Genomic DNA, 20,697 nt, shown 5'->3' with positions numbered 1-20,697 from the left:
TGCCAGAAAATGACAGTGTTGTGTTTGTGGGCAACATCTAAACAGACACTATGCTTTTCAGATCAGCCAATGAAACTCTTACATTTTTTATCAAATCTGTAGCATGCAAAGATTCTTTGCCTTTATCATCATAAGATGCTTTAACATTTGAAAAATTAATATAGCCCGTCGTTTCACCTGCATGGGTAAAGCTGGTAATCTGATAATACTCCAAACTACCGGAGCTATCATATTCTAATGATTTTAATACTGATGAATCTCCGTTTTTTAATGCTTCTAAAAACCCTTCAAGGTTTTCCGGACGGCTGATACGTGAAGTAGTTTTGTGTTTTTCAAACCACGAGTTACTCTCCTCTGAAAATGGTTCTTCTGCCTGATATGTTCCAGTTATCCATGGAAGAACAATGATAATTAAGGCTTCTAAAAACCAGATAGCCGCTAAGAAGAAACCTTTAACTGTAAGTGATTTTATGCTCCATGCGCCAACACTATACAAAAACGACATTACTTGCGGAATTGCACCCGGATTTAAAATTGAATGTAAATAATCATTTATATTAAAGATTCCCGCACCTACTCTTTCATCTACAATCTTAGTAACATAGCTTGCCCAGATGAAATACATTGCAAATACACCCGCAAAAAAAGCAAAATAATTGGCAATTTTTTTATTACGGACTTTACCAATATCAATCACTTTTTCAATAATATTGGCCAGAACTACAGCATACCCGATTGTAAAAAGAGAATGCAGAATAATAAACGGTACATACCAATGTAGTAATGTGTATATGGCACTTAAAATAGGCAGGCCTATAAATAAAAATAGTGCACCGATAACATAGAACAAAGGAGATACTTTACCACTTGGCTGGTAGATGTTTGGGTTCATATATTTTGATTTTAAAGTTCACAACGAGCAGAGAAGACCAGTTTAGGGTTTGTCTTTGGTTAAATACTAACAAAAATGTGTCCACACTTTTGTAGCATAAACTGATTTCAGGAAATTAGATTACCATGTCTCTTAGCCACACACGGTGTAAATCTATAAAAAAACCTTAAATCAAATACTGTGAATCTTATTTTCTATAAAAATCTCTCAAGATAAAGAACTTATCATTCCCATATTCTCATTGCATCGTTCCCATTTCTTCACGACCTTTACGGCCTATTTGAAATAAAAACTACAAAAGTCAATGATACATACAACCAGCGAAGCCCTTTTTGCTAAAGCCAAAAACTTTATTCCGGGTGGGGTAAATTCTCCTGTAAGAGCGTTTAAATCGGTAGGTGGGAATCCTATCTTTATCAAAAAAGCAAAAGGTGCCTATATTTACGACGAAGACGATAACCAATACATTGAGCTCATCAACTCATGGGGGCCAATGATTCTGGGGCATGCGTATGCACCTGTGGAGGAAGCCGTAAGGGCAGCTATTCAAAACTCTTTCTCTTTCGGCGCACCAACCCGCAAAGAAGTTGAAATGGCTGAGTTGATTATCGACATGGTGCCATCTATCGAAAAAGTGAGAATGGTAAACTCAGGCACAGAGGCTACTATGGCGGCTATCAGAGTAGCCCGTGGGTTCACAGGAAGAGATAAGATTATCAAGTTTGAAGGTTGTTATCACGGACACGGCGATTCGTTTCTGATTGCCGCAGGTAGCGGAGCCGTCACGATGGGTGTGCCGGATAGTCCAGGAGTAACTAAGGGAGTGGCTAACGATACACTTACCGCACCTTTCAACAATCTGGCAGCCGTACAACAATTGGTTGATGCCAATAAAAACCAGATTGCCGCTTTGATCTTAGAGCCAGTTGTTGGAAACATGGGTACAGTATTACCACAAGAGGGTTTTCTGGAGAGCCTTCGAGAATTGTGTACCAAAGAAGGTATTGTATTGATTTTTGATGAGGTAATGACAGGCTTCCGCTTATCAAGAGGGGGTGCTCAGGAACGTTTCAATATCATGCCTGATCTGACCACATTAGGTAAAATTATCGGTGGTGGAATGCCCGTAGGTGCTTATGGCGGACGTAAGGAAATCATGGATTGTGTGTCTCCGCAAGGCCCGGTTTATCAGGCAGGTACATTATCAGGGAATCCGATAGCGATGGCAGCTGGTTATACGATGCTGACTTATCTGAATGAACACCCGGAAGTATATACGCAACTGGAAGCTACCGGAGAGAAGATTGTTGGGGGCATCAGAGAAACGTTGAAGAAGCTGAATTTAAACTATCAGATTAACCATATCGGGTCGATGTATAGTTTGTTCTTTACCGAAACACCAGTAGTTGATTTTGAAACAGCCAAGACTTCTGATATTCCGAGATTCGGCAAGTATTTCCATGCCATGCTGAACAGAGGTATCTATCTGGCACCGTCGCAATATGAAGCATTGTTCTTATCAACTGCCCTGACTGACGAACATATTCAGGCTATTCTACAGGCAAATGAAGAAAGTTTGAAAGAGGTTGCAGGGATATAATAAGATTACAATCAGTATAATTCAGGCATAAAATGAGGAAAGGTTCGCTACTATACTGGCGAACCTTTCTTCGTTTTTTTATTTTTTTATGACCGAATAATAAGTAAATTTTATTTTGAGGATCTTATTGAATAAATTTGAACCTATTCACTCAAAAAAACTACTATGGCCCAGCGCAGAACCCCTAGACCATCTATAAGGAAAGCTTTGATAAATTATTTCAAAGGCCTTTCGACAGGAGATATTTTAGGCTACATAACATTATTTCTTGGCTTCCTTGGTACTATGATAGGTATAGGTCACGTTTTTTTGAAAATGCAAGAAGATGTTGAAGAAATAGAGGGGACACATCATTCTTATCAAGAGAATTTGAACTACATAAAAGAAATACCAAAAATCAAAGAAGAGATATATAATGTTAAAATTCAATTGACACTCCAACAGGAACAAATCAAAAATATTCAAACCACCCATTCTAAAAAGTGAAAAATTTAATACTGAAATATTTGGTATTTATGTTGTTGATTGGGCTGGCTGCTCTTCTACCCTTGCTTTACTTTCAATCCAGGATCAGAGACTTGAAAAATACTTCAAACGAAAATCTCAGGAGGTTAAAGGAAATTAACAAGTACGTAGAAGCCAAAGAAGATAGTCTTTTCAAAGTTTATAAAGACAGTTTATTTGTTCCCAAAAAAACTAGAAAAAAAACATCATTTAAAAAAAAAGAATCTAGATTTCCGCGTCATTCATCTGTTCCAGAAGCGAAACGGGATATCAAAGGAATCAATGATAGTACAGAGCATAATTACGCGACAACATACAAACCTCAAAAAGTTGATAGCCCTTATAATAAGAATTCTCTAAAAAAAACGCTGGATGACTCTTTGTTTCATAAAAAAATGATAAAAGAGAGGCTTGAAGATTCGCTTAGAGAAATTGCATTCCATGCAAAGTATGACTCAATTTATTTAGAAAACAATCCAACGGAGATAATTTTAGAAACAGAAAAGCAATCATCCTCTGAATCACTGCTTCTGCTTTGGGTTTTGATTGTTTTAGTAATTTGTGTCGGCGTATTCATATATTTTAGAACAAGAGTATTAGATTATCGTTACTTACGCACTAATATCAAGTTTTTGAAACCCTTGTTTTCAGATGAAGTAGTCAAAAATATAGTTAATGAAACTATATTTCATAATGATGAGCATCATCTTCCGTCTACTCAAACATTGTTTTTGAAATACATAAATTTTTCACTTTCTTCACTAAACAAAGAGGCTTTTGTAAGATTAATGACCTACAAGGCTAGAGTCTATGAAAATCTAAACTTTTCAGTATTTGAATCTACGCAAATCAATAGTTTCTCAGCAATCACTCCCGCAATCAATAATGTATTCAAAACACTTAACTTGGGAGATAAAAACAAAAAAAATGTTTTTAGAAGTAGTATTCCCAATGATGAAAAAATCATTCTTCATGAAAAATTTATTTGGAGTTTGTTAGTGATAATAAATGAATTCAGTGTGTTCAGAGGCCTACAAAGATTAGAATGTGATCTAAATGAACAGAAATTTGATAATAAAATAGTCGCATTTTTGCGTATTTCACATGATTATATTCCATCGAGATTGACAAGCGATAGTATCCTCAATGATATCAGAAAAATTACAGAGGATTTTGAATTACGTTTTGAAGTCCAGAAGTATGACAATCAAATTCTGATTACCTTAAGTGAGGTCTAATATTTATTTTTCTGTTTATATTATAAGATTCATGATCAGAATATGGCGCTTGCAGCCCCTTTTCTGACTCAAATCTCTTTCTGGCCGCTTCAAGTCCTCTTTGAAATCTTTTACTGGGATAGTTACACCTAAATTCGGATTTCCTTTGTACCAGGTTGCAGGCTCAAACATATCGTCGTTTTCATCCGGAGCGAAAATCAGAACAAATATGGAATCATTGATAATCTGGCCTTTAAGGCGAGATACTTATTTAATGGAATTTTGTTAAAATAAGTTAATTAATGCGGTATTTCGTATCGTATAAAATAATATCAGCCCCATTCATAGCACATTAAAAATAATTATGCAAAATATTTCGTTCTGAAAGCATATATTTTTTATTATCTTTGCACCCATGTTTTTGAAAAGACCATATACCGCCCTTTTATTTGTAGTAATTGTATTGGCTTCGGCTTGCTCGGCGAAATTTTCCCGATTGCAGAAAAAAGGTACAACTGAAGAAAAATACAAAGCGGCTAACGAATACTACAAAAAGGGAGACTATTACAAAGCTGGTCTGCTTTTTGAAGAGATTGTACCACTATTGAAGGGAGATTCATTGGCGGAACATGCGCAGTTTTATAATGCTTATGCCCAGTTTCAGCAAAAGCAATATAGCATGAGTTCTTATCTGTTTAAGAGCTTTTATGCTACTTATGCCAATAGCCCGATGGCCGAAGAAGCTTTTTATATGTATGCTTACTCAACATATAAAGATTCTCCGAACTATAACCTCGACCAGACCAATACGCTGACAGCTATTGATGCCTTGCAGACTTTTATCAATAGTTTTCCGGATAGCAAGTATGCAGCAAGTTGTACTGAGCATCTGGTTGATTTAAGACATAGACTTGAGGAAAAAGCCTACGAAAAGGCTAAATTATATTTCAAAACCAGTGGCGTAACCATTGCCAACTTTAAGGCGGCAGTAGTAACCATTGATAATTTCCAGAAAGATTTTCCGGATTCGCAATACAACGAAGAATTAGCTTATCTGAAAGTACAATCGCAATACGATTATGCGATGGTAAGTTTTGAAAACAAACAGAGAGAGCGCTTCCTGGATGTATTGAAATTCTACGAAGAATTTATAGATACTTATCCTAAGAGTAAGTATATCAAACAAGCTCAAAGAGCCTATGATGGTGCCAACAAAGGCCTTGAACATCTGGCAAAAGTAGAGCAGGAACAAAAAGAATTAAAAGCAAAACAGGCAGCCGAAGCTCAAAAAGCTGAGACTGCAACCAAAGGGTAAGTATAGTCTGAAGCCTCTAATAAGACTTGCTTATCTGCTATCATTACACATAAACACAATGCCCCTCCAGAGGCCGGGGTTTTTATATCATGGCAGTAAATCCTTCAATAGTAACAAGAGACGTAGATAAACTTGCCGCTAAAACAGGCAATGTTTATGAGTCTGTATTTATTGTTTCGCAACGTGCGAAACAGGTGGCTGTTAAGACCAAAGAAGAATTAACGCAAAAACTGGCAGAATTTGCTTCGAATATCGACAATTTAGAAGAAATTTTTGAAAACCGTGAGCAAATCGAAATCTCACGTTTCTATGAGCGTCAACCAAAACCAACTTCTATTGCACTCGACGAGTTTACTGAAGAGAAAGTAGAATACCGTTGGAAAGACGAAGAATAGTCTTCTTGAAGCCATATATAAAAGCGTTGTACTCTGATGAGTGCAACGCTTTTTTGGTATAAAGATTTTTCAAATCGTTTTCGACAAATAGAATTTTCTTTACTAAGCAGGTAAACTTAAAACGGATAATCTACTGCAATGCTTAGAATCAGGTTTTCTTGCCGCCAGGCTTTTTTGGATAGAGAGATGTCTTTAAATACCCATCGCTCACCTTCGGGCAACCACGGTTTTCTGAATGGCGTAGCTAAATCGAAACGCAGTTTGATATAATTGAAATCCAGACGCAATCCGACACCTCCACCCATTGCTATCTGTTTATAGAAGTCTTTGCCAAATTGTGCCTCTTTTGAGTAGAAAGAGGTATTAGGGTCATATTTGGTTATCCAGACATTCCCTGCATCTACAAATAGTGCCAGATTAAAAATATTGGTTGCTTTAATTCTCAGCTCGGTATTGCCTTCCAGCTTCATATCACCATAAGAGCTATACCCAAAAATTGCTACCGCTGTTGAATCGGCATTATACCCGCCAGGGCCGAGTGCTCTCGCTCTGAATGCCCGCATACTATTGCTACCTCCAACAAAATATTGCTTGATTTGTGGCAATGTGATAGAGTTTCCATAAGGAATACCGTATCCAAGCACTAATCTATTAGCCAAACGAATACTTTTGGTAATATCGAAATAGTATCTTACTTCGGCATCAAAACGTACATATTGCTCGTAGTAAACCCCAAAGAATTGTTTAGAAGTCTCTGTTGTTTTTTTCAATTTAGAGAAAAGCCCAGCCAGGTTTCCGGCCACATCTACCCCACCCGAAAAATAGAAGAAATGTCGGTTATTATTTCTTTGCTGAGGAGTATAAGTAAAGTTATATTGTCCTCCTAAAATCAGACGGGTTTCTAATATTCTTAAATATCTGAGTAAATCCTGCACATTAGAGCTTGTTTCTATCTGCTTAACAAACTCCTCACTGATGTCCTTTGGTTTTATGAGTGTAATAGAGAGTGGTGTCAAGGTATGCAATACCTTAGGATTCGACCGCCATTCATACCCCCATGACCCCGTTAAAGAAGTCAGTTTATATTGGGTATAAGAATAAGTCGTACTGTCATCGTTATACGCTACGCCTCTCTGGAGTAATCTTGAATAAGCAATACTCAGATTGGTTTTCGGAAGTGCCTGATTTTTGGCAGGATTTATCCTATAAAACGGAAACACAAACCTGGGGAAACTTAAATCGATCGTTCCGCTATATCTATAATAGTTATTCAGATTGGTTTGCTTTCTGCCGCTTATCTGCACGTCTGTTCCGATATTGAAACCGATGTTCAGCATTTCTGCGCCTCTGAACATATTTCTATTCGACCAGTTGAGTCCGAACTGAACACCAACCAAGCCATTAGATTTAGACGAACCTGTAATATCCGAACGGAGTGCTTTCTTTTTCATCGGGGTCATATCATAATGCACATCAATCAGCGCGGAGTCTGAACGCGGCACCATTTCAAAACGATTCCTGACAAATTTAAAATTGCGTAAGTTGATGATTCTCGACAAGGAAGCATCGTGCACGGTACTACTGTATATCATGCCTGTACGGAAACCGATGGCATCATTAAAGACACTCGGCCTATAAGAGCGGTTAAGGTCTGAGATTTTCAGAAACTCCTCCTGCAAATAGTTTGTGGTGGTGGTATCGGTAGCATCGGTATTCACATATATTTCATGAATACTGTATTGCTTGATGGCCGTCTGATTTACATTAGGCTTTAAATCTACGTAGAGGTTTACCTTATAAGTTGCCAGATTAGTATCTGCCCGAATAATCAGATAATCAGGCCGGAAAAAATAAAAGCCCCGGCGTTTCAGAAACTGGTCGATGCGTTCGCGTTCGAGCTTGATTACTTCAAAACGATAGGGGTCATTTTCGCGCAATAGGGTTCTTCTTTGCGAAAGTTTAAAGCTCTTCTGAAACAGGCTACTGTCTTTTATCACAAACTGCGTCTCGTTGATGGTATAGCGCGGTTTAATGTAAGCCGTATAAACTCCTTTGGCTTTTTTGCCTTTCACTACCAACTCTCCAGTAGCTGTTGAACGGAAATAACCTTCGTTCTGCAATGTATTGGCGATAATAGCCGAGCTGGTTGTAACGGCTCTTTTATTAGCCAGAACAGGGGCTTCTCCGAATCGTTTTCTGAAAAAATTCTTGAATCCTTTTTCTTTCTTAGGTTCGCCAAATAAATAGTAAAAAGAGACTTTATAAGGCCAGCCAAAAATAGTGCTGTTAGGCTTTGGGCGGATAATATCATCAATCTGCCCTTCTAAAGCTTTTGCTTCAATTTTACTGATTTTTACTGAGGAATCTGTCTTTATTTTTATCTCCGCTCCTGTATACAGGCTTTCTCCTGCCGGTATATGCTTTGTCACCGAACAGCTCCATAAGCCTACCATACTCAATAATAAAACGTATCTGGCTGTTCTCATTTTTTCTTGTTAAATAATTCCTTAAATGTTTCGTAATTTAAAGTGAGTGCAAAACTCACCCCCGTTTCCTGTACGTAACCGTCAAGAATAAAGAATTCGTTCTTACGATACGCTCTGAACATATAGCGTCCGTCTTTGGTCAGGTTATAGTTTAAGGCAATGTTATCAAAAATTTCGGTTGAGTTTTTTTGTATACCCGTCGTGTTTTCGAGCTGGAAATTACGACCTACCGATACCGTTAAACGGTCGTTCAGAAATGCCTTGCTTAAGCCTACATTCAGGTCAGTTCTGGTTCCTGTACCAGATTGTGATGGTCGGAAATCGGAGTTCACATTAAAGTTCAGTTTCACACCTTTAATCAAATCTCCAGCTAATACATTCAACTGGTCAGTTAACAGCTTACTTACACTCTGGCGGGCAATAGCCTCGGCATTGGCACCCGAGAAGAAATCAGAAGACTGCTGACCAGAAAAACGGTTTAATATCAATAAAGAGAACACCTCTTTATTCATGGCTACCTGATCATTTTTGAAATTGGCGAATAGTGAATTGGTTTCAACAAAATTCTTCACATCGCTCGAGGCCAGGGTTTCGTCCAAAGCAATCTCAAAGCTAATATCAGGGCTTGACAGATTGCCTTGCATTTTCAATAATACTTTTACAGGCACTTTACCGTATAATCTGGCGGCATCACTCAAAGAGGTTAAATCAACACTAATAGGATAGGCTGCCGTTATATCTATCTGCGCCTTCATAGGATCGCCTGTCCATAAAAGATTACTACCTTTCTCTATTATAAACTGTCTTTTCAAGACCTCAAAAGTCAAATCATATTGTCCTGAGGTTAATTCATATAAACCAAAAATATAGAACTCTCCACTTGGCGTAATACCCGTGTTCAACTGGGCATTCCCTTTGATTTTCAGTGCATCACCATTTACCTCATCAATCACAATGCTTAGCTGAGATTTGTCGTCAACCTCAATATTCAAGGTCATTTCAGAAGCTACATCGCTATAATTGGTTACGATTGCTGTGCTATCTTTGGCCGATGAATCAGCTGCCACAGGATTGTTCATGTTGATAAACTCAACTATGCCGTCAGTTTCCGTTTCACCTACTGAATCATCTGGCAGAATCACCGTAATATCACTTTTCTCTTTCAGTTTCACATTTCCGTCTATAGAGGGCTTGGCTCCTACTCCGGTTACATTCAGATCGGCATCGATAAAGCCTGTTCCATAGAAGAAATCGTTGTCTTTCCGGCTGCCATTCAATACCATAAAGTTGCGGGCATTCACATCCAGTTTATAGCTAAAATTCGGGATATTCTGAATATTCAGATTTCCGGTAACGGTCAGTTTTTGCCCTAAAGTATCGGCAATGACAAAATTATTGAACTTGATATCGCTATTATCAAATGTAAGTGTCTGATTGTTAAAAATATATTTAGACCCCAATTGTGTGAGGCTCAATGATACATCATCAAATTTAAGTGAGCCATTTATCAATGGTTTGGTGGGTTCACCTTTCAGTGTTAATGCGCCACTCAGATTACCTTTGGCGTTTTTCAACTGTCCGAAGCTGAAAGCCTGTACGGTTTCGGCACCCAGTTTCTTGATGTCTACATTAAAATCAAGCGTACCTTTTGGTTTCAGAATGTAATTCCCTGTAAGCTGAATATCATTCTTATTGCTGGTGATTGAAGCTTTGGCAGCAATTCTATCGGCGGTTTCATTATTGGCATTCACTGTTACATTCCCGACTGGTATCTGTGTCAGCGTAAAATTATTAATCACCAGATCACCCGTAAAGGCTGGCGAATCACCCATATAATTAGCGAGCTTGAAATTACCATTCAGCTTACCACCCGCCAATGTTGAGTCCATAGTAGCAATGGTCACGAAAGGCTTAATATCCAGACTGTCTATTTGTACTGTAATTGGCGAATTCGGCTCGTCGGTCGTACTGTTCACTAATAATTTTTGTCCGTTCTGCTCTAATAAAAACTGTTTTACCAAAAGCCCTTGTTTACCGTATTCGATATAACCTGTTGAGTCAGAACGCCACTCTTTATAATCAATGAGTGTCCCGTTATTGCTCAGGTTGATGCGGTATTTATCTTCTATCGATTGCACGCGGGTATTAAACGCAAAGCGGTCTTTATTCACCGAATCTTTCAGAGCTATATTGGCAGTTAATGCATTATTAGCGATTTCGCCATTGAGCGTGGTACGTTTAATGCTAAATCCAGACGTATTGATTTCGCTGATACTCCCATTATAAGTAGCCTTATTGCCTAAGGCATAGAGTTTCAGATTGGCATTTCTAACCACAGAAGAATCGTATTCAACTAAAGGCAGAATTACGGTAGCCTGTAAAGTCGTATCTTTTTTATTATCTATCTCTGCTTTCAGCGTTACGGTTCCCAGTTTGGTTAGTTCAGGCACGAAGCTCTGGATAATCGGGTGCTGGTTCACTTTGGCATCAATATGTATATCGAATGTCTCGGTGACTGGTGTGAACGGCATATCAGGAATCTTGAAGTATTTATTGACTTCCGTCAGAACCATATCCAGTATGCGTGTATAGTCAAAATTGCCTTCTACCTGAGCATTGGCAACCGGAGAGGTCAATACGATATGATGCCCATCTGCCAGATTCTGTATCGAAAGATTAGTGGTATCTATCGGAATCACCTTGCCTCCCATTTCAATCACTGCCTGATTGATTGACACTTTTCCAACCGGATTTTTAGGGTCAGTCGATGACATATCTACCTTAATATCTCCTTTTATCTTCAAATCTTCGGCATAGAGATTCAGCTTTTTCAAATCCACATTATTGATAGATACATTCCCCTGCACTGTCGGATAAGCTTGTGATAAATCAGCATGTGCCACTAGCTTAAAGTCAGCATTCGGGTCATCCAGATTGGCATTGATATTGGCAATCTGGTTATGAATATCTCCTTTCAAAATCAGATTGTTGTATTCATAGCCTTTCAATACTGCTTTTTTAGCGGTGCCGTCAATGGTAGCGTTCATGGTTTTAGGGTCAATGCCTGTGCCTTTGGCATTGACTTCTAAAGTCAGTTTACCTACGTTTTCGGGTTGCTTTATCAGTTTGCCTGCATCAAAATCATCTAAAGTCAGTTTGCCCTCGTAAGCCTGATTTTTACCCGTGACAAAGTTTTTGAGATTCCCTGTAAATATAGCTGCGCCTAAATCAGAGTTGAGCGAGGCATCTACATTCAAATCATTGGCTTTGCCTCTTAGTTTTCCCCTTACGGTTATCTTTTCAGGAAGCTCAATTGACTCCGGTATGTTTTCGGCACCTGCCAGTTTGACAATATCCTGTTTGGTGGTTGAAACCTCATCAATATCTACATTGAAGCCCATCTTATTGGCATCTGGCAAGCCTGTGATATTGCCTTTAGCTATCACTCTGGTTGCACCAAATCCGGTAATAGAGAGTTTCGGAATAGCCAGGTTATTCACCCTTCCGGTAATGATTCCATCGGCTTTGATAATATCATTCTGGTTTTCTTTAAAAGTCGGATTCTTGGCTAAATCAGGCACTAATAGCAATACATCTTTCATGGCCACCTGGCTTTGTTTGATGTTCATTTTTACCCGCACATTTCCCAGATTATTACTCAGGTCGGCAATGGTATCATATTGCATTACCACTTCGTCACGAATCACAGTTTGGGGAGTTTTGAGGAATAAATTCCTCAACCCAAGTTCTTTATTGCCATAAGTGAAGTTGGTAGTCAGGCTTTGCAGGTTCAAGCCACTCTGTTCAGTAAAGGTACTTTTCTCTAATTGACCAGAGATACTAGAAGAACTATAAACGAATTTTCTTAAGACTACCGCCAGGTTATTCACATCCAGATGCCCATAATCCAGCCCTTTCAACTGGCGTGGTGCATACTTATCGTCGTATCTGAGCCTGACTTTATTTACCTCAATGTTGCTGATCATAGCCGACCAGCCCGGGCCACTATCCGCATTTTTCTTCTCTTCTTCCGGTTTCTTGGCAGGCGATTTCGGCTGCGGTTTATTAGCCATTTCAACAAAGGCTTCGGTATTTTCTAAGGCTACTTTTTTGAAAATCACCTTTTGTCCGTTCACATAAATCTTGTCTCCTTCCAGTTCAAGCTTGCCTAGTTTTAGACCATTTCGTAAGCCATCTTCTTCACTTTCCAATAACCAGTTGAAATTAGCTAAGGTAACTGTTCCTACGTTCAAATCGAGCGTATCGGCAGCGGCTACATCGGCCGGAACAGTAGTTGGTGGAGCAATCGGACTAGGCTTCACCGATTTATATAATCTCAGCTTGGCTGAGCCTCCATTGGCATTTACATTGGCGAAGTGATATTGCGACTTGGCGATGTTAAACTCCTTAAACTCAGTGTTTAAGTCTTTCACATACATATCGGCATCGGTACCTATAATCGCATCATTATACGTAATTTTTACGTTGTTCAATTTCACTTTTTGCAGACTAATGTCAAAAGGGTCGGATGAAGAAGTCGTATCTATTTCCTTTGACATGAAGGCATCCAATATATAATTGAAATTGAAAGTAGTATCCGGTAATGTACGGTTAACTTTTACACGTATGCCTTCCAGCTCAATCTGGTTGAGTTTTACCTTGTTGCTCAACAGCCCCAGCATATCTAAATCGACATGCAGGCGCTTACCTGCCAACAGAGTATCTTTTTTGAGGTCTGGTACATATACGCCTTCCAAAGTAACCCAGTCGGGAATACGAAAGCGTACTTTATCAACAATTACGTTTGTACCTAATTTTTTTCGGAGATAAGTTACGGCCTGCTTCGTCAGATAATCTTGTCCGGTAGGTGATTGCACAAAGACAATGACCAGCCCCACCAGTGCCAAGATTCCCACAATAAACCATAAAAAGATGCGTGCAAGTCGTTTCATCAATATCTATTTGGACGTCTCGATTTCTAAAACTATATACTTTTAACGAAAATATCAAAGACTTAATCTGATGTTTTCTATTTTTGTTGTGCAATATTCTTTTAGAGTAAAAAAAATCATACCAAAGTTTAAGGCCTTGAGTTTAAAAGATAAAAAAATCCTGTTGGGCGTGAGCGGTAGCATTGCTGCTTACAAGTCTGCCATGCTTATACGTTTGCTGATAAAAGAAGGCGCAGAGGTAAAAGTAATCATGACTGAGGCAGCCAAAGAATTTATTACGCCGCTTACTTTAGCCACGCTATCCAAGAATCCGGTTTTGTCTGCATTCACCAAAAACGAAACAGGCGAATGGAACAACCATGTAGAATTGGGCTTATGGGCCGATGTGATGCTCATTGCGCCAGCATCTGCGCATACCCTTGCCAAATGTGCCAATGGCATTGCAGATAATTTATTAGTGGCCGCGTATCTCTCAGCCAGATGCCCGGTCTTTTTTGCTCCGGCGATGGATCTGGATATGTACAAACACCCGAGTACACTCGGTAATTTAGAAAAGCTCCTCTCCTACGGCAATCACCTGATCAGTGCCGAACATGGAGAACTAGCCAGTGGATTAGTTGGCGAAGGACGATTAGCTGAGCCTGAGCATATCGTGCGCGAATTGCATCGACATTTCTTGAAAAATCCTGCTTTGCAAGGCAAAAAAGTATTGATAACTGCCGGGCCAACACAAGAGCCTATCGACCCTGTGCGGTTTATTAGTAATCACTCATCAGGCAAAATGGGTTTTGCTATTGCCGAAGCCTTCCGGATGGCAGGTGCTGAAGTGCATGTGGTGAGTGGGCCTGTTTCTATCCCGACACCAATTGGCATAAAAGTTGAAAAAGTTTTCTCGGCTCAGCAAATGTATGAGGCCGTAGCCAGACAATTTGCCGAAAGTGACATTGTGATTCTGGCTGCCGCCGTAGCCGACTACACACCCATGCATGTAGCCGATAAAAAAATCAAGAAGAAAGAAGATGTTTTTAATATAGAACTCACCAAAACTATTGACATTGCGGCTACCCTGGGCAAACAGAAAAAAGAAGGTCAATTTATTGTAGGTTTTGCCTTAGAGACCGACAACGAGCTGGAAAATGCCAAAGGAAAACTGGAACGCAAAAATTTTGATTTAATCGTACTCAATTCCTTACAAGATAAAGGGGCTGGTTTTCGTTATGATACCAACAAAATCAAAATTCTGGACAGAGCTGGGAATCAATATGATTTTGACCTGAAATCAAAACAGGAAGTGGCAGAGGATATATTGAATATAATTGTTGAGAAAATATAATTAAGAGGTTTTTAACTAAAACCCCATACCCCAACGCAGCGGCCGACCGTCCCTCTCCCAACAATGTGGAGAGGGGCTTCAAATTCCCTCTCCACTGTTGGGGAGGGTTAGGGCGACCGTCGCACGGTGGGGTTCAAGGACTATCCGTGATTAAATCATATATGAAAAAAATCTTAGGTATACTATCGTTTGTTTGTTGCTCGGCGGCAGTAAATGCGCAGGAGCTGAATTGTAATGTAACCATTATCTCTGACCAGATTAATGCCCAGCAGGCTGCTGAAAAGCAGGTGTTTGTGGATATGAAGATTGCCATCAGCGATTTTATGAATAATAAGCGCTGGACAAACGATATTTACTCGCAGGAAGAGCGGATTAAGTGTAATCTGATTATTACCTTCACGAAGTCGCCACAGCAGAATGTATTTCAGGGGAATGCACAGTTCCAGGTAATCAGACCAGTGTATAATACTACCTATGAGACTATCATGCTGCAATATGTTGACAGGAACTTCAATATCTCGTTTTCGCCGGAAGACCGCCAGATGAATTTCAATGAGCAGACTTTTAGTAATAACCTGACTTCTATCTTAGGTTTTTATTCGTTGATTGCGCTGACACTTGATTATGATAGTTTTTCTAAAACAGGTGGAGCGGCCTATCTTACACGCGCCTACAATGTGGCTAATATGGCATTCAGTGCGAATGTACCAGGCTGGGAACAAAATGGTGATGTGCGTAACCGATATTGGCTAATAGAAAATTTACAGAATCAGCAGTTATTGCCATTCCGTGAGGGTTTTTATACTTATCACCGACTGGCTTTAGATAATTTTACCAGCGACCCGGGTAATGGGCGCAGACAAGTACTTGAGTTCATGAACTCAATTAAAACTTTACAGCAGTCGAGAACTAACTCGGTATTAATGAATAGTTTTTTAGATGCTAAAGGACAGGAGCTGGTGAATATTTTCTCAGAAGCAACAAAGGACGAAAAACAAAAAGCATTTCAGGTGCTATCTTCAATAGACCCCTCAAAAACCGAACTTTACCGGAAATTAGTAAAATAGAAAAAATAAAACTGTGTTTTATCCTATTCTGGTATAGTCTTTGATCGTTTAATACTAGCTTGGTATGCTTTCCGTTACAAGCTAAAGTCGGCTTGCCATACGATACTTTTGTTGAAAAGTGTCGAACTTGTATCCATAATAGTCAGATACTCATTTGACTGATAGGTGCTTGATAGATTACTGCGTTTAATAAAAATCTGCGCGTAGTCTTCTTTCTCTTTTTGGGCAATTAAATTGTTAATTTCACTTAGAACTTCCTCAATAGTATTCAAAGTATTCTTGGTAGATGTTTTCATCTGTATGTTGGGTTTATGAAGTTTATGTCACGTAAAAAAGTACAAATCAAACGTAAAAAAATGGCGCAGCACGTTAACAAATTTCATACCATTTTTTTCGAATTTTACTTTTGATACCGTTAGATAATTTTTTAATTTGGTTATAATATTTTGATAAGATGAAAACAGATTTTTTTTCAGTTTTCAAAAAACTATCAAAAGGTAGCAAAAGTTTGTCTTTGTTATTAAGCGGCATAAAATCAGCAAAAAATACAACAATTTTCGGCTCATCCTGAAGTACCTATAAACAAAAATAAATACTATTCACTTTATAAGCAAGGTTTTGGTATGATTATTTCTTAGATATAATTGGGACATCGTAATGGTCACTCCAACCCTCCCGTGAATGAGCATTTTTGCTCTCCTAGTAATGCGTAAAGATGCTCATTGTAGGGAGGTGTTGGAAGTGATTAAATAATCTAGGGGGACGGTTCGTAAGGTATAAAACTTGCGTATCAAATCTCTTCGGTGTCGGTAATATATTTTTCTGATGTTATTAGAAAAATCCTATTTCCTTTTTTTGTTTAAGACTTACAAATCGATTTATATATAATCAATATGTATTAAGAATATTCACTCAATAGCAATTGTCAGTAAAAGTGGAGTCGATTTTCAACTCCACTTTTCTTTTTTAGTAAGTTTTACTCTTTGGGTGCTTTCCTCAACGTGCTCTACTCAATTCTTCTCTTAAACTCATTTGTTACTTAAATAACAGCAGTTTGGTTTTAGTGTTAAATTCTCTCAATAGCAATTGTTTTTCTATTCAACCTCAAATTAACCATTTCTTTATAAAAACAGCAGTTTGACAATTCTGAAACTGTTTTTTTTCAATAGCAACTGTCAAATTAAAATTCCTCAATTCAAGATAAACAGCAGTGTTAAATTTTACTCTTTGGGGCTTTTCTCCTTTTAATCGTAATGATCACTACCAACCTCCTCGTTCACTTTTCAATTAATAGCAATGGTACTCTTTGTAATTTTTTCACCGCATGGCGGCCACTCAATAGCAAAATAAAAACTTTTGTACTCTAATAGCTTAAACACTTAACTCTACGGTTTTTTTTCGACTTGTTCCGTTTTGTTGATACAAATTTATATTCCTTTCAGAGATCAGGATGGTCTTTTTCGATGAACTGCAAAAAACACCCCCTGTTTGGGAGCATTTTCCAGATAATTGGCGGCATTATTCGGTTAAGTGGTATAAAATTTCAGATAAGTGGCATTATTTTTTGTTTTTTGGTAGAATGTGGAGCAAATAAAAAGCAGATATAAGTCCTTATATCTGCTTTTTATCAAGAAAAAAAACACTTCTATCACTTCACATCCAACACCACATATCTCACTTTTTTACGGTCGTTGGTATAGGTGATATGTACTAACCCGTCACTCGATTGAATGATGGCTGGATAGCTGAATTCGCCTTTAGGCTCGTCTTCCAACACACAGATGTCTTTCCAGTTTTCACCATCGGTTGAAACGGCTACATTCAGTTTCTGACGGCCATTTGACCACTGTTTGCCTCTCGTCAATGGGTTATACACAATCACCTGTTTGCCATTCTTCAAGGTCACGGCATCAGTACCTGAGTTTGGATTCAAAAGACTGGTGCTGCTTAAAGGCCCCCAGGTTTTGCCGCCGTCTTTAGACCAGGTTTGTACCACATGATTCTGCTTACTGCGGCAAAGCAATTGCATACGTCCATCAGCATATTGCAGAATACTTGGTTGAATTACACTAAAGGTGTCGTTATCTATCGGAATCTTTGTCCAGTTTTTGGCATCCTTATCCGATTTCTCTAAGTGAACATGCCAGATATTACCTTTTACGCTTTCAGTACTTGTTGGATACAGAATATCGCCATTAGCCAATTGTATCGGTTTATTCTTGATGGGTCCTAACATACCTTCAGGCAGTTTTTCAGCTTTCGACCACGTAAGGCCATTATCAGCCGAAGTTTTCATTTCTCCCCACCATTCTCTAGGGTTTTTACCTACTTTATAGAAAATAAATAGTTTGCCCTCATTAGTTTTAAACAATACCGGGTTCCACGTTGGGTATCTCAGTTTCTCGTCAATAATGCCATCAGCAATTTTTTCTGGTTGCGACCATTTGCCATCTTCATATCTCGCCAACCAGATACATACATCAGGGTTCGACTCGCGCGTACCAGCAAACCAGGCAGCCAGCATTTTGCCTTTCGATACCTCAACAATAGTAGACGCATGGCACTCGGGTGTAGGAGGAACATCGAAAATATTCTCCTTTTTCAGGATAGGGCTCTGGGAAAAACTATTTTTAAAGCACAATAAACAAATTAGAATGAATAGGTGTTGAAGTTTCATTGGATACAATAGTTTTGAGTGAATAGTATAAAGGGGAACGGTGCTGCATCAGCACGCTCAATAAATAAAAACCAATTATTTCCCAAATATCAGAGATTAATACGAATTTAATACGATATATTACTATTCATCTGACAAAAACTTATACATTCACCCGTTTTATTAGCAAACAATCACTTAAATTCATCACTAGAAATCTTGATTTATGGAGGCCGTGTTAGATTTTTTAGGCAATATTCCCTGGTGGGCATACCTTCTTCTGGTATTGGTTTTAATAGCCCTGAAAGACATTTTACAGAAAAAACATACCATTGTTCATAATTTCCCGGTTGTCGGGCATCTGCGTTATTTCATCGAGAGTGTCGGCCCCGAATTCCGCCAGTATATTGTAGCCAATAACCGCGAAGAACTTCCATTTAACCGTCGTCAACGCTCGTGGGTATATGCCTCTTCAAAGAAAGAAAACAATTTTCAGGGCTTTGGTACCGATCAGGACATTAATAGTGCAGGCTATAACTTTATAAAACCTGCTTTATTGCCTTATAAACTTCCAGCAGGACACCCAAATATAGCCAACCCGTATCTTTGTCCATCAGCCAAGGTTATCGGCGAATACCATAAGCGCAAGCATCCATATCTGCCTAAGTCGGTCATCAATGTATCTGGCATGAGCTTTGGCTCGCTATCAGCACCAGCCATTGAGGCTCTGAATGTTGGGGCTAATAAATTTGGCTGTTATCATAATACGGGCGAAGGTGGTGTATCGGCCTATCATAAAAAAGGGGCTGATGTGGTGGTAAATATCGGTACGGCCTATTTTGGTATGCGAGACGACAACGGCAATTTTGTGATGGAAAAACTGGTAAAACTTTGTCAGGATAACCCTTGCATCAAGATGATTGAGCTGAAACTCTCACAAGGAGCCAAGCCGGGCAAAGGAGGCGTATTGCCAGCCTCTAAACTAACACAGGAGCTGGCCGATATTCGCCATGTGCCTATGGGCAAAGACGTGATTTCTCCGGCCAGCCATAGTGCTTTTTCTAATATCCCCGAAATGGTTGATTTCATAGAGAAAATGGCCGCTGCTACCGGATTACCCGTGGGCATCAAATCAGCCGTTGGAAAACTGGAAATGTGGGAAGAATTAGCCGACCTGATGAAAAAAACCGGAAAAGGCCCTGACTTTATCAATATCGATGGCGGAGAGGGTGGCACAGGCGCAGCGCCGCCAAGTTTTGCCGACCACGTGGCATTGCCTTTTGTCTATGCGTTTTCGTCGGTTTATAGAATTTTCCAGAAGAGAGATTTAACTGATAAGCTTACTTTTATAGGCGCCGGAAAACTGGGCTTACCAGATACGGCTGTCATGGCTTTTTCGATGGGGGTAGATGTGATTAATGTAGCCCGTGAGGCCATGCTTTCTATCGGTTGTATTCAGGCACAGGTATGCCATAATAATACTTGTCCGACGGGAGTAGCAACCCAGAACAAATGGCTGCAATCTGGTCTTGACCCTACTTTAAAGAGCGAAAGGCTTTATAATTATATGAAGACGCTTACGAAAGAGATATTGGAGATAAGCCATGCCTGCGGATACGAACACCCATGCCAGTTTATGATGGACGATGTAGACGTGGCCATGGGCGATAATAACCGCACGCAATCGCTAAGAAGCACTTATTTATACCAGAAAACTCCGGTAAAGTTTGAGGGTTTTCAGAAATTGTTGGATAATCCTCATTTAGGGGGGAAAGGGTCTCATTGATTTAAGTAAGCACTTCTAAAAATCTCCTGCATAAATCGATTTATCCAGGAGATTTTTATTATTAACAAACCTAAACCCTCTTCGCTCCTACCGAATCATATACAATTACTTTCTCCCAAAGGTGTGAGTAGTCTTCAATAAATTTCAGATGAACTGGATGCTTCTGATAAATTTCTTCTTCTTCAAGGTTATCAAAAAACAATAACCACGAAACCGCATATCCTCGCTCAATTACGCTCCGATTAGTGCTGGCAGGAGTACCAATATGCACCATTCTGATTTCCGGTACTTTTGATAATACTTCTAGCCCTTCCAATAATTTAGCTTTATCAGCTTCATTACCCGGATTTTTCAACCAGAAGTATACATGATGAACGAAGAGTTCTTTCGATTTTATTTTTTCTGAAGCAAGAACCGGAGTAGTTGCGACCGCAGCTAATGCAGTTGTTTCCAGGAATTTTCTACGTGTTGTCTTTCTCATTGACTAAATTATT

15 protein-coding genes are annotated in these 20,697 nt (G+C 39.1%); 8 read left to right on the top strand and 7 right to left on the bottom strand.

The genetic code is table 11. The features are described from left to right. Window positions 1–37: 37 nt before the first annotated feature. Complete coding sequence (locus tag ACYVFA_RS17600) at window positions 38–892, bottom strand: hypothetical protein (protein WP_460473165.1); 855 nt, start codon at window positions 890–892, stop codon at window positions 38–40. A 304-nt stretch (window positions 893–1,196) separates the two neighbouring features. On the opposite strand from ACYVFA_RS17600, the gene hemL reads away from it, so the two are divergent. The 3 genes from hemL to ACYVFA_RS17585 all read left to right on the top strand — a co-directional run bounded on the left by hemL (window position 1,197) and on the right by ACYVFA_RS17585 (window position 4,234). Beyond that, window positions 1,197–2,492 (top strand): glutamate-1-semialdehyde 2,1-aminomutase, encoded by a 1,296-nt coding sequence (gene hemL, locus ACYVFA_RS17595; protein ID WP_460473164.1) that lies wholly within the window; start codon window positions 1,197–1,199, stop codon window positions 2,490–2,492. Window positions 2,493–2,657: 165 nt separating this feature from the next. Next, the gene (locus ACYVFA_RS17590) at window positions 2,658–2,978 is read left to right on the top strand and encodes a hypothetical protein (RefSeq protein ID WP_460473163.1); all 321 of its coding nucleotides are present in this window, start codon (window positions 2,658–2,660) and stop codon (window positions 2,976–2,978) included. After that, window positions 2,975–4,234 (top strand): hypothetical protein, encoded by a 1,260-nt coding sequence (locus ACYVFA_RS17585; protein WP_460473162.1) that lies wholly within the window; start codon window positions 2,975–2,977, stop codon window positions 4,232–4,234. The genes ACYVFA_RS17590 and ACYVFA_RS17585 overlap by 4 nt, the downstream gene beginning before the upstream one ends. A gap of 15 nt (window positions 4,235–4,249) precedes the next feature. On the opposite strand, the gene ACYVFA_RS17580 is transcribed toward ACYVFA_RS17585, so the two are convergent. Beyond that, window positions 4,250–4,456, bottom strand: a complete 207-nt coding sequence (locus tag ACYVFA_RS17580) for a terminase TerL endonuclease subunit (RefSeq protein WP_460473549.1) — start codon at window positions 4,454–4,456, stop codon at window positions 4,250–4,252. Window positions 4,457–4,628: 172 nt separating this feature from the next. Between ACYVFA_RS17580 and ACYVFA_RS17575 the strand changes: the two genes are divergently transcribed. Together ACYVFA_RS17575 and ACYVFA_RS17570 are read left to right on the top strand one after the other, a co-directional pair. Next, complete coding sequence (locus ACYVFA_RS17575; protein WP_460473161.1) at window positions 4,629–5,528, top strand: outer membrane protein assembly factor BamD; 900 nt, start codon at window positions 4,629–4,631, stop codon at window positions 5,526–5,528. Window positions 5,529–5,617: 89 nt separating this feature from the next. Then, entirely contained in the window at window positions 5,618–5,923 is a 306-nt protein-coding gene (locus ACYVFA_RS17570) for a DNA-directed RNA polymerase subunit omega (protein ID WP_116982195.1), read from the top strand. A gap of 116 nt (window positions 5,924–6,039) precedes the next feature. On the opposite strand, the gene tamL is transcribed toward ACYVFA_RS17570, so the two are convergent. Then, entirely contained in the window at window positions 6,040–8,409 is a 2,370-nt protein-coding gene (gene tamL, locus ACYVFA_RS17565) for a BamA/TamA family outer membrane protein (RefSeq protein WP_460473160.1), read from the bottom strand. Continuing rightward, entirely contained in the window at window positions 8,406–13,361 is a 4,956-nt protein-coding gene (locus ACYVFA_RS17560; protein WP_460473159.1) for a translocation/assembly module TamB domain-containing protein, read from the bottom strand. The genes tamL and ACYVFA_RS17560 overlap by 4 nt, the downstream gene beginning before the upstream one ends. Window positions 13,362–13,497: 136 nt before the next feature. On the opposite strand from ACYVFA_RS17560, the gene coaBC reads away from it, so the two are divergent. Both coaBC and porD read left to right on the top strand, forming a co-directional pair. After that, a complete protein-coding gene (coaBC, locus tag ACYVFA_RS17555) occupies window positions 13,498–14,694 on the top strand; it encodes a bifunctional phosphopantothenoylcysteine decarboxylase/phosphopantothenate--cysteine ligase CoaBC (RefSeq protein ID WP_460473548.1) in 1,197 nt (398 codons plus the stop codon). A 161-nt stretch (window positions 14,695–14,855) separates the two neighbouring features. Continuing rightward, window positions 14,856–15,761 carry a DUF4835 family protein gene (gene porD, locus ACYVFA_RS17550; protein WP_460473158.1) on the top strand — a complete coding sequence of 302 codons (906 nt, stop codon included), beginning with the start codon at window positions 14,856–14,858 and terminating at the stop codon, window positions 15,759–15,761. Window positions 15,762–15,835: 74 nt separating this feature from the next. On the opposite strand, the gene ACYVFA_RS17545 is transcribed toward porD, so the two are convergent. Both ACYVFA_RS17545 and ACYVFA_RS17540 read right to left on the bottom strand, forming a co-directional pair. Further along, complete coding sequence (locus ACYVFA_RS17545) at window positions 15,836–16,057, bottom strand: hypothetical protein (protein WP_460473157.1); 222 nt, start codon at window positions 16,055–16,057, stop codon at window positions 15,836–15,838. A gap of 1,352 nt (window positions 16,058–17,409) precedes the next feature. Further along, window positions 17,410–18,438, bottom strand: coding sequence for a sialidase family protein (locus ACYVFA_RS17540; RefSeq protein ID WP_460473156.1), 1,029 nt, complete (start codon window positions 18,436–18,438; stop codon window positions 17,410–17,412). 205 nt (window positions 18,439–18,643) lie between these two features. Between ACYVFA_RS17540 and ACYVFA_RS17535 the strand changes: the two genes are divergently transcribed. Continuing rightward, the gene (locus ACYVFA_RS17535; RefSeq protein ID WP_460473155.1) at window positions 18,644–20,203 is read left to right on the top strand and encodes an FMN-binding glutamate synthase family protein; all 1,560 of its coding nucleotides are present in this window, start codon (window positions 18,644–18,646) and stop codon (window positions 20,201–20,203) included. 70 nt (window positions 20,204–20,273) lie between these two features. Here ACYVFA_RS17535 and ACYVFA_RS17530 read toward each other — a convergent pair whose 3' ends face one another. Beyond that, on the bottom strand, window positions 20,274–20,684 hold the full coding sequence (locus ACYVFA_RS17530; protein WP_460473154.1) for a Dabb family protein: 411 nt from the start codon (window positions 20,682–20,684) through the stop codon (window positions 20,274–20,276). Window positions 20,685–20,697 lie beyond the last annotated feature (13 nt).

It is taken from the genome of Emticicia fontis, assembly GCF_054779675.1.
The sequence above is the reverse complement of the archived record's forward strand: the minus strand, read 5'-3'. Positions and strand labels throughout refer to the sequence as shown.

What these genes read in the sequence shown, in the direction of transcription:
- ACYVFA_RS17600 (WP_460473165.1), bottom strand. Translation starts at nt 892, where the DNA reads ATGAACCCAAACATCTACCAGCCAAGTGGTAAAGTATCTCCTTTGTTC.
- hemL (WP_460473164.1), top strand. Translation starts at nt 1,197, where the DNA reads ATGATACATACAACCAGCGAAGCCCTTTTTGCTAAAGCCAAAAACTTT.
- ACYVFA_RS17590 (WP_460473163.1), top strand. Translation starts at nt 2,658, where the DNA reads ATGGCCCAGCGCAGAACCCCTAGACCATCTATAAGGAAAGCTTTGATA.
- ACYVFA_RS17575 (WP_460473161.1), top strand. Translation starts at nt 4,629, where the DNA reads ATGTTTTTGAAAAGACCATATACCGCCCTTTTATTTGTAGTAATTGTA.
- ACYVFA_RS17570 (WP_116982195.1), top strand. Translation starts at nt 5,618, where the DNA reads ATGGCAGTAAATCCTTCAATAGTAACAAGAGACGTAGATAAACTTGCC.
- tamL (WP_460473160.1), bottom strand. Translation starts at nt 8,409, where the DNA reads ATGAGAACAGCCAGATACGTTTTATTATTGAGTATGGTAGGCTTATGG.
- ACYVFA_RS17560 (WP_460473159.1), bottom strand. Translation starts at nt 13,361, where the DNA reads ATGAAACGACTTGCACGCATCTTTTTATGGTTTATTGTGGGAATCTTG.
- porD (WP_460473158.1), top strand. Translation starts at nt 14,856, where the DNA reads ATGAAAAAAATCTTAGGTATACTATCGTTTGTTTGTTGCTCGGCGGCA.
- ACYVFA_RS17545 (WP_460473157.1), bottom strand. Translation starts at nt 16,057, where the DNA reads ATGAAAACATCTACCAAGAATACTTTGAATACTATTGAGGAAGTTCTA.
- ACYVFA_RS17540 (WP_460473156.1), bottom strand. Translation starts at nt 18,438, where the DNA reads ATGAAACTTCAACACCTATTCATTCTAATTTGTTTATTGTGCTTTAAA.
- ACYVFA_RS17535 (WP_460473155.1), top strand. Translation starts at nt 18,644, where the DNA reads ATGGAGGCCGTGTTAGATTTTTTAGGCAATATTCCCTGGTGGGCATAC.
- ACYVFA_RS17530 (WP_460473154.1), bottom strand. Translation starts at nt 20,684, where the DNA reads ATGAGAAAGACAACACGTAGAAAATTCCTGGAAACAACTGCATTAGCT.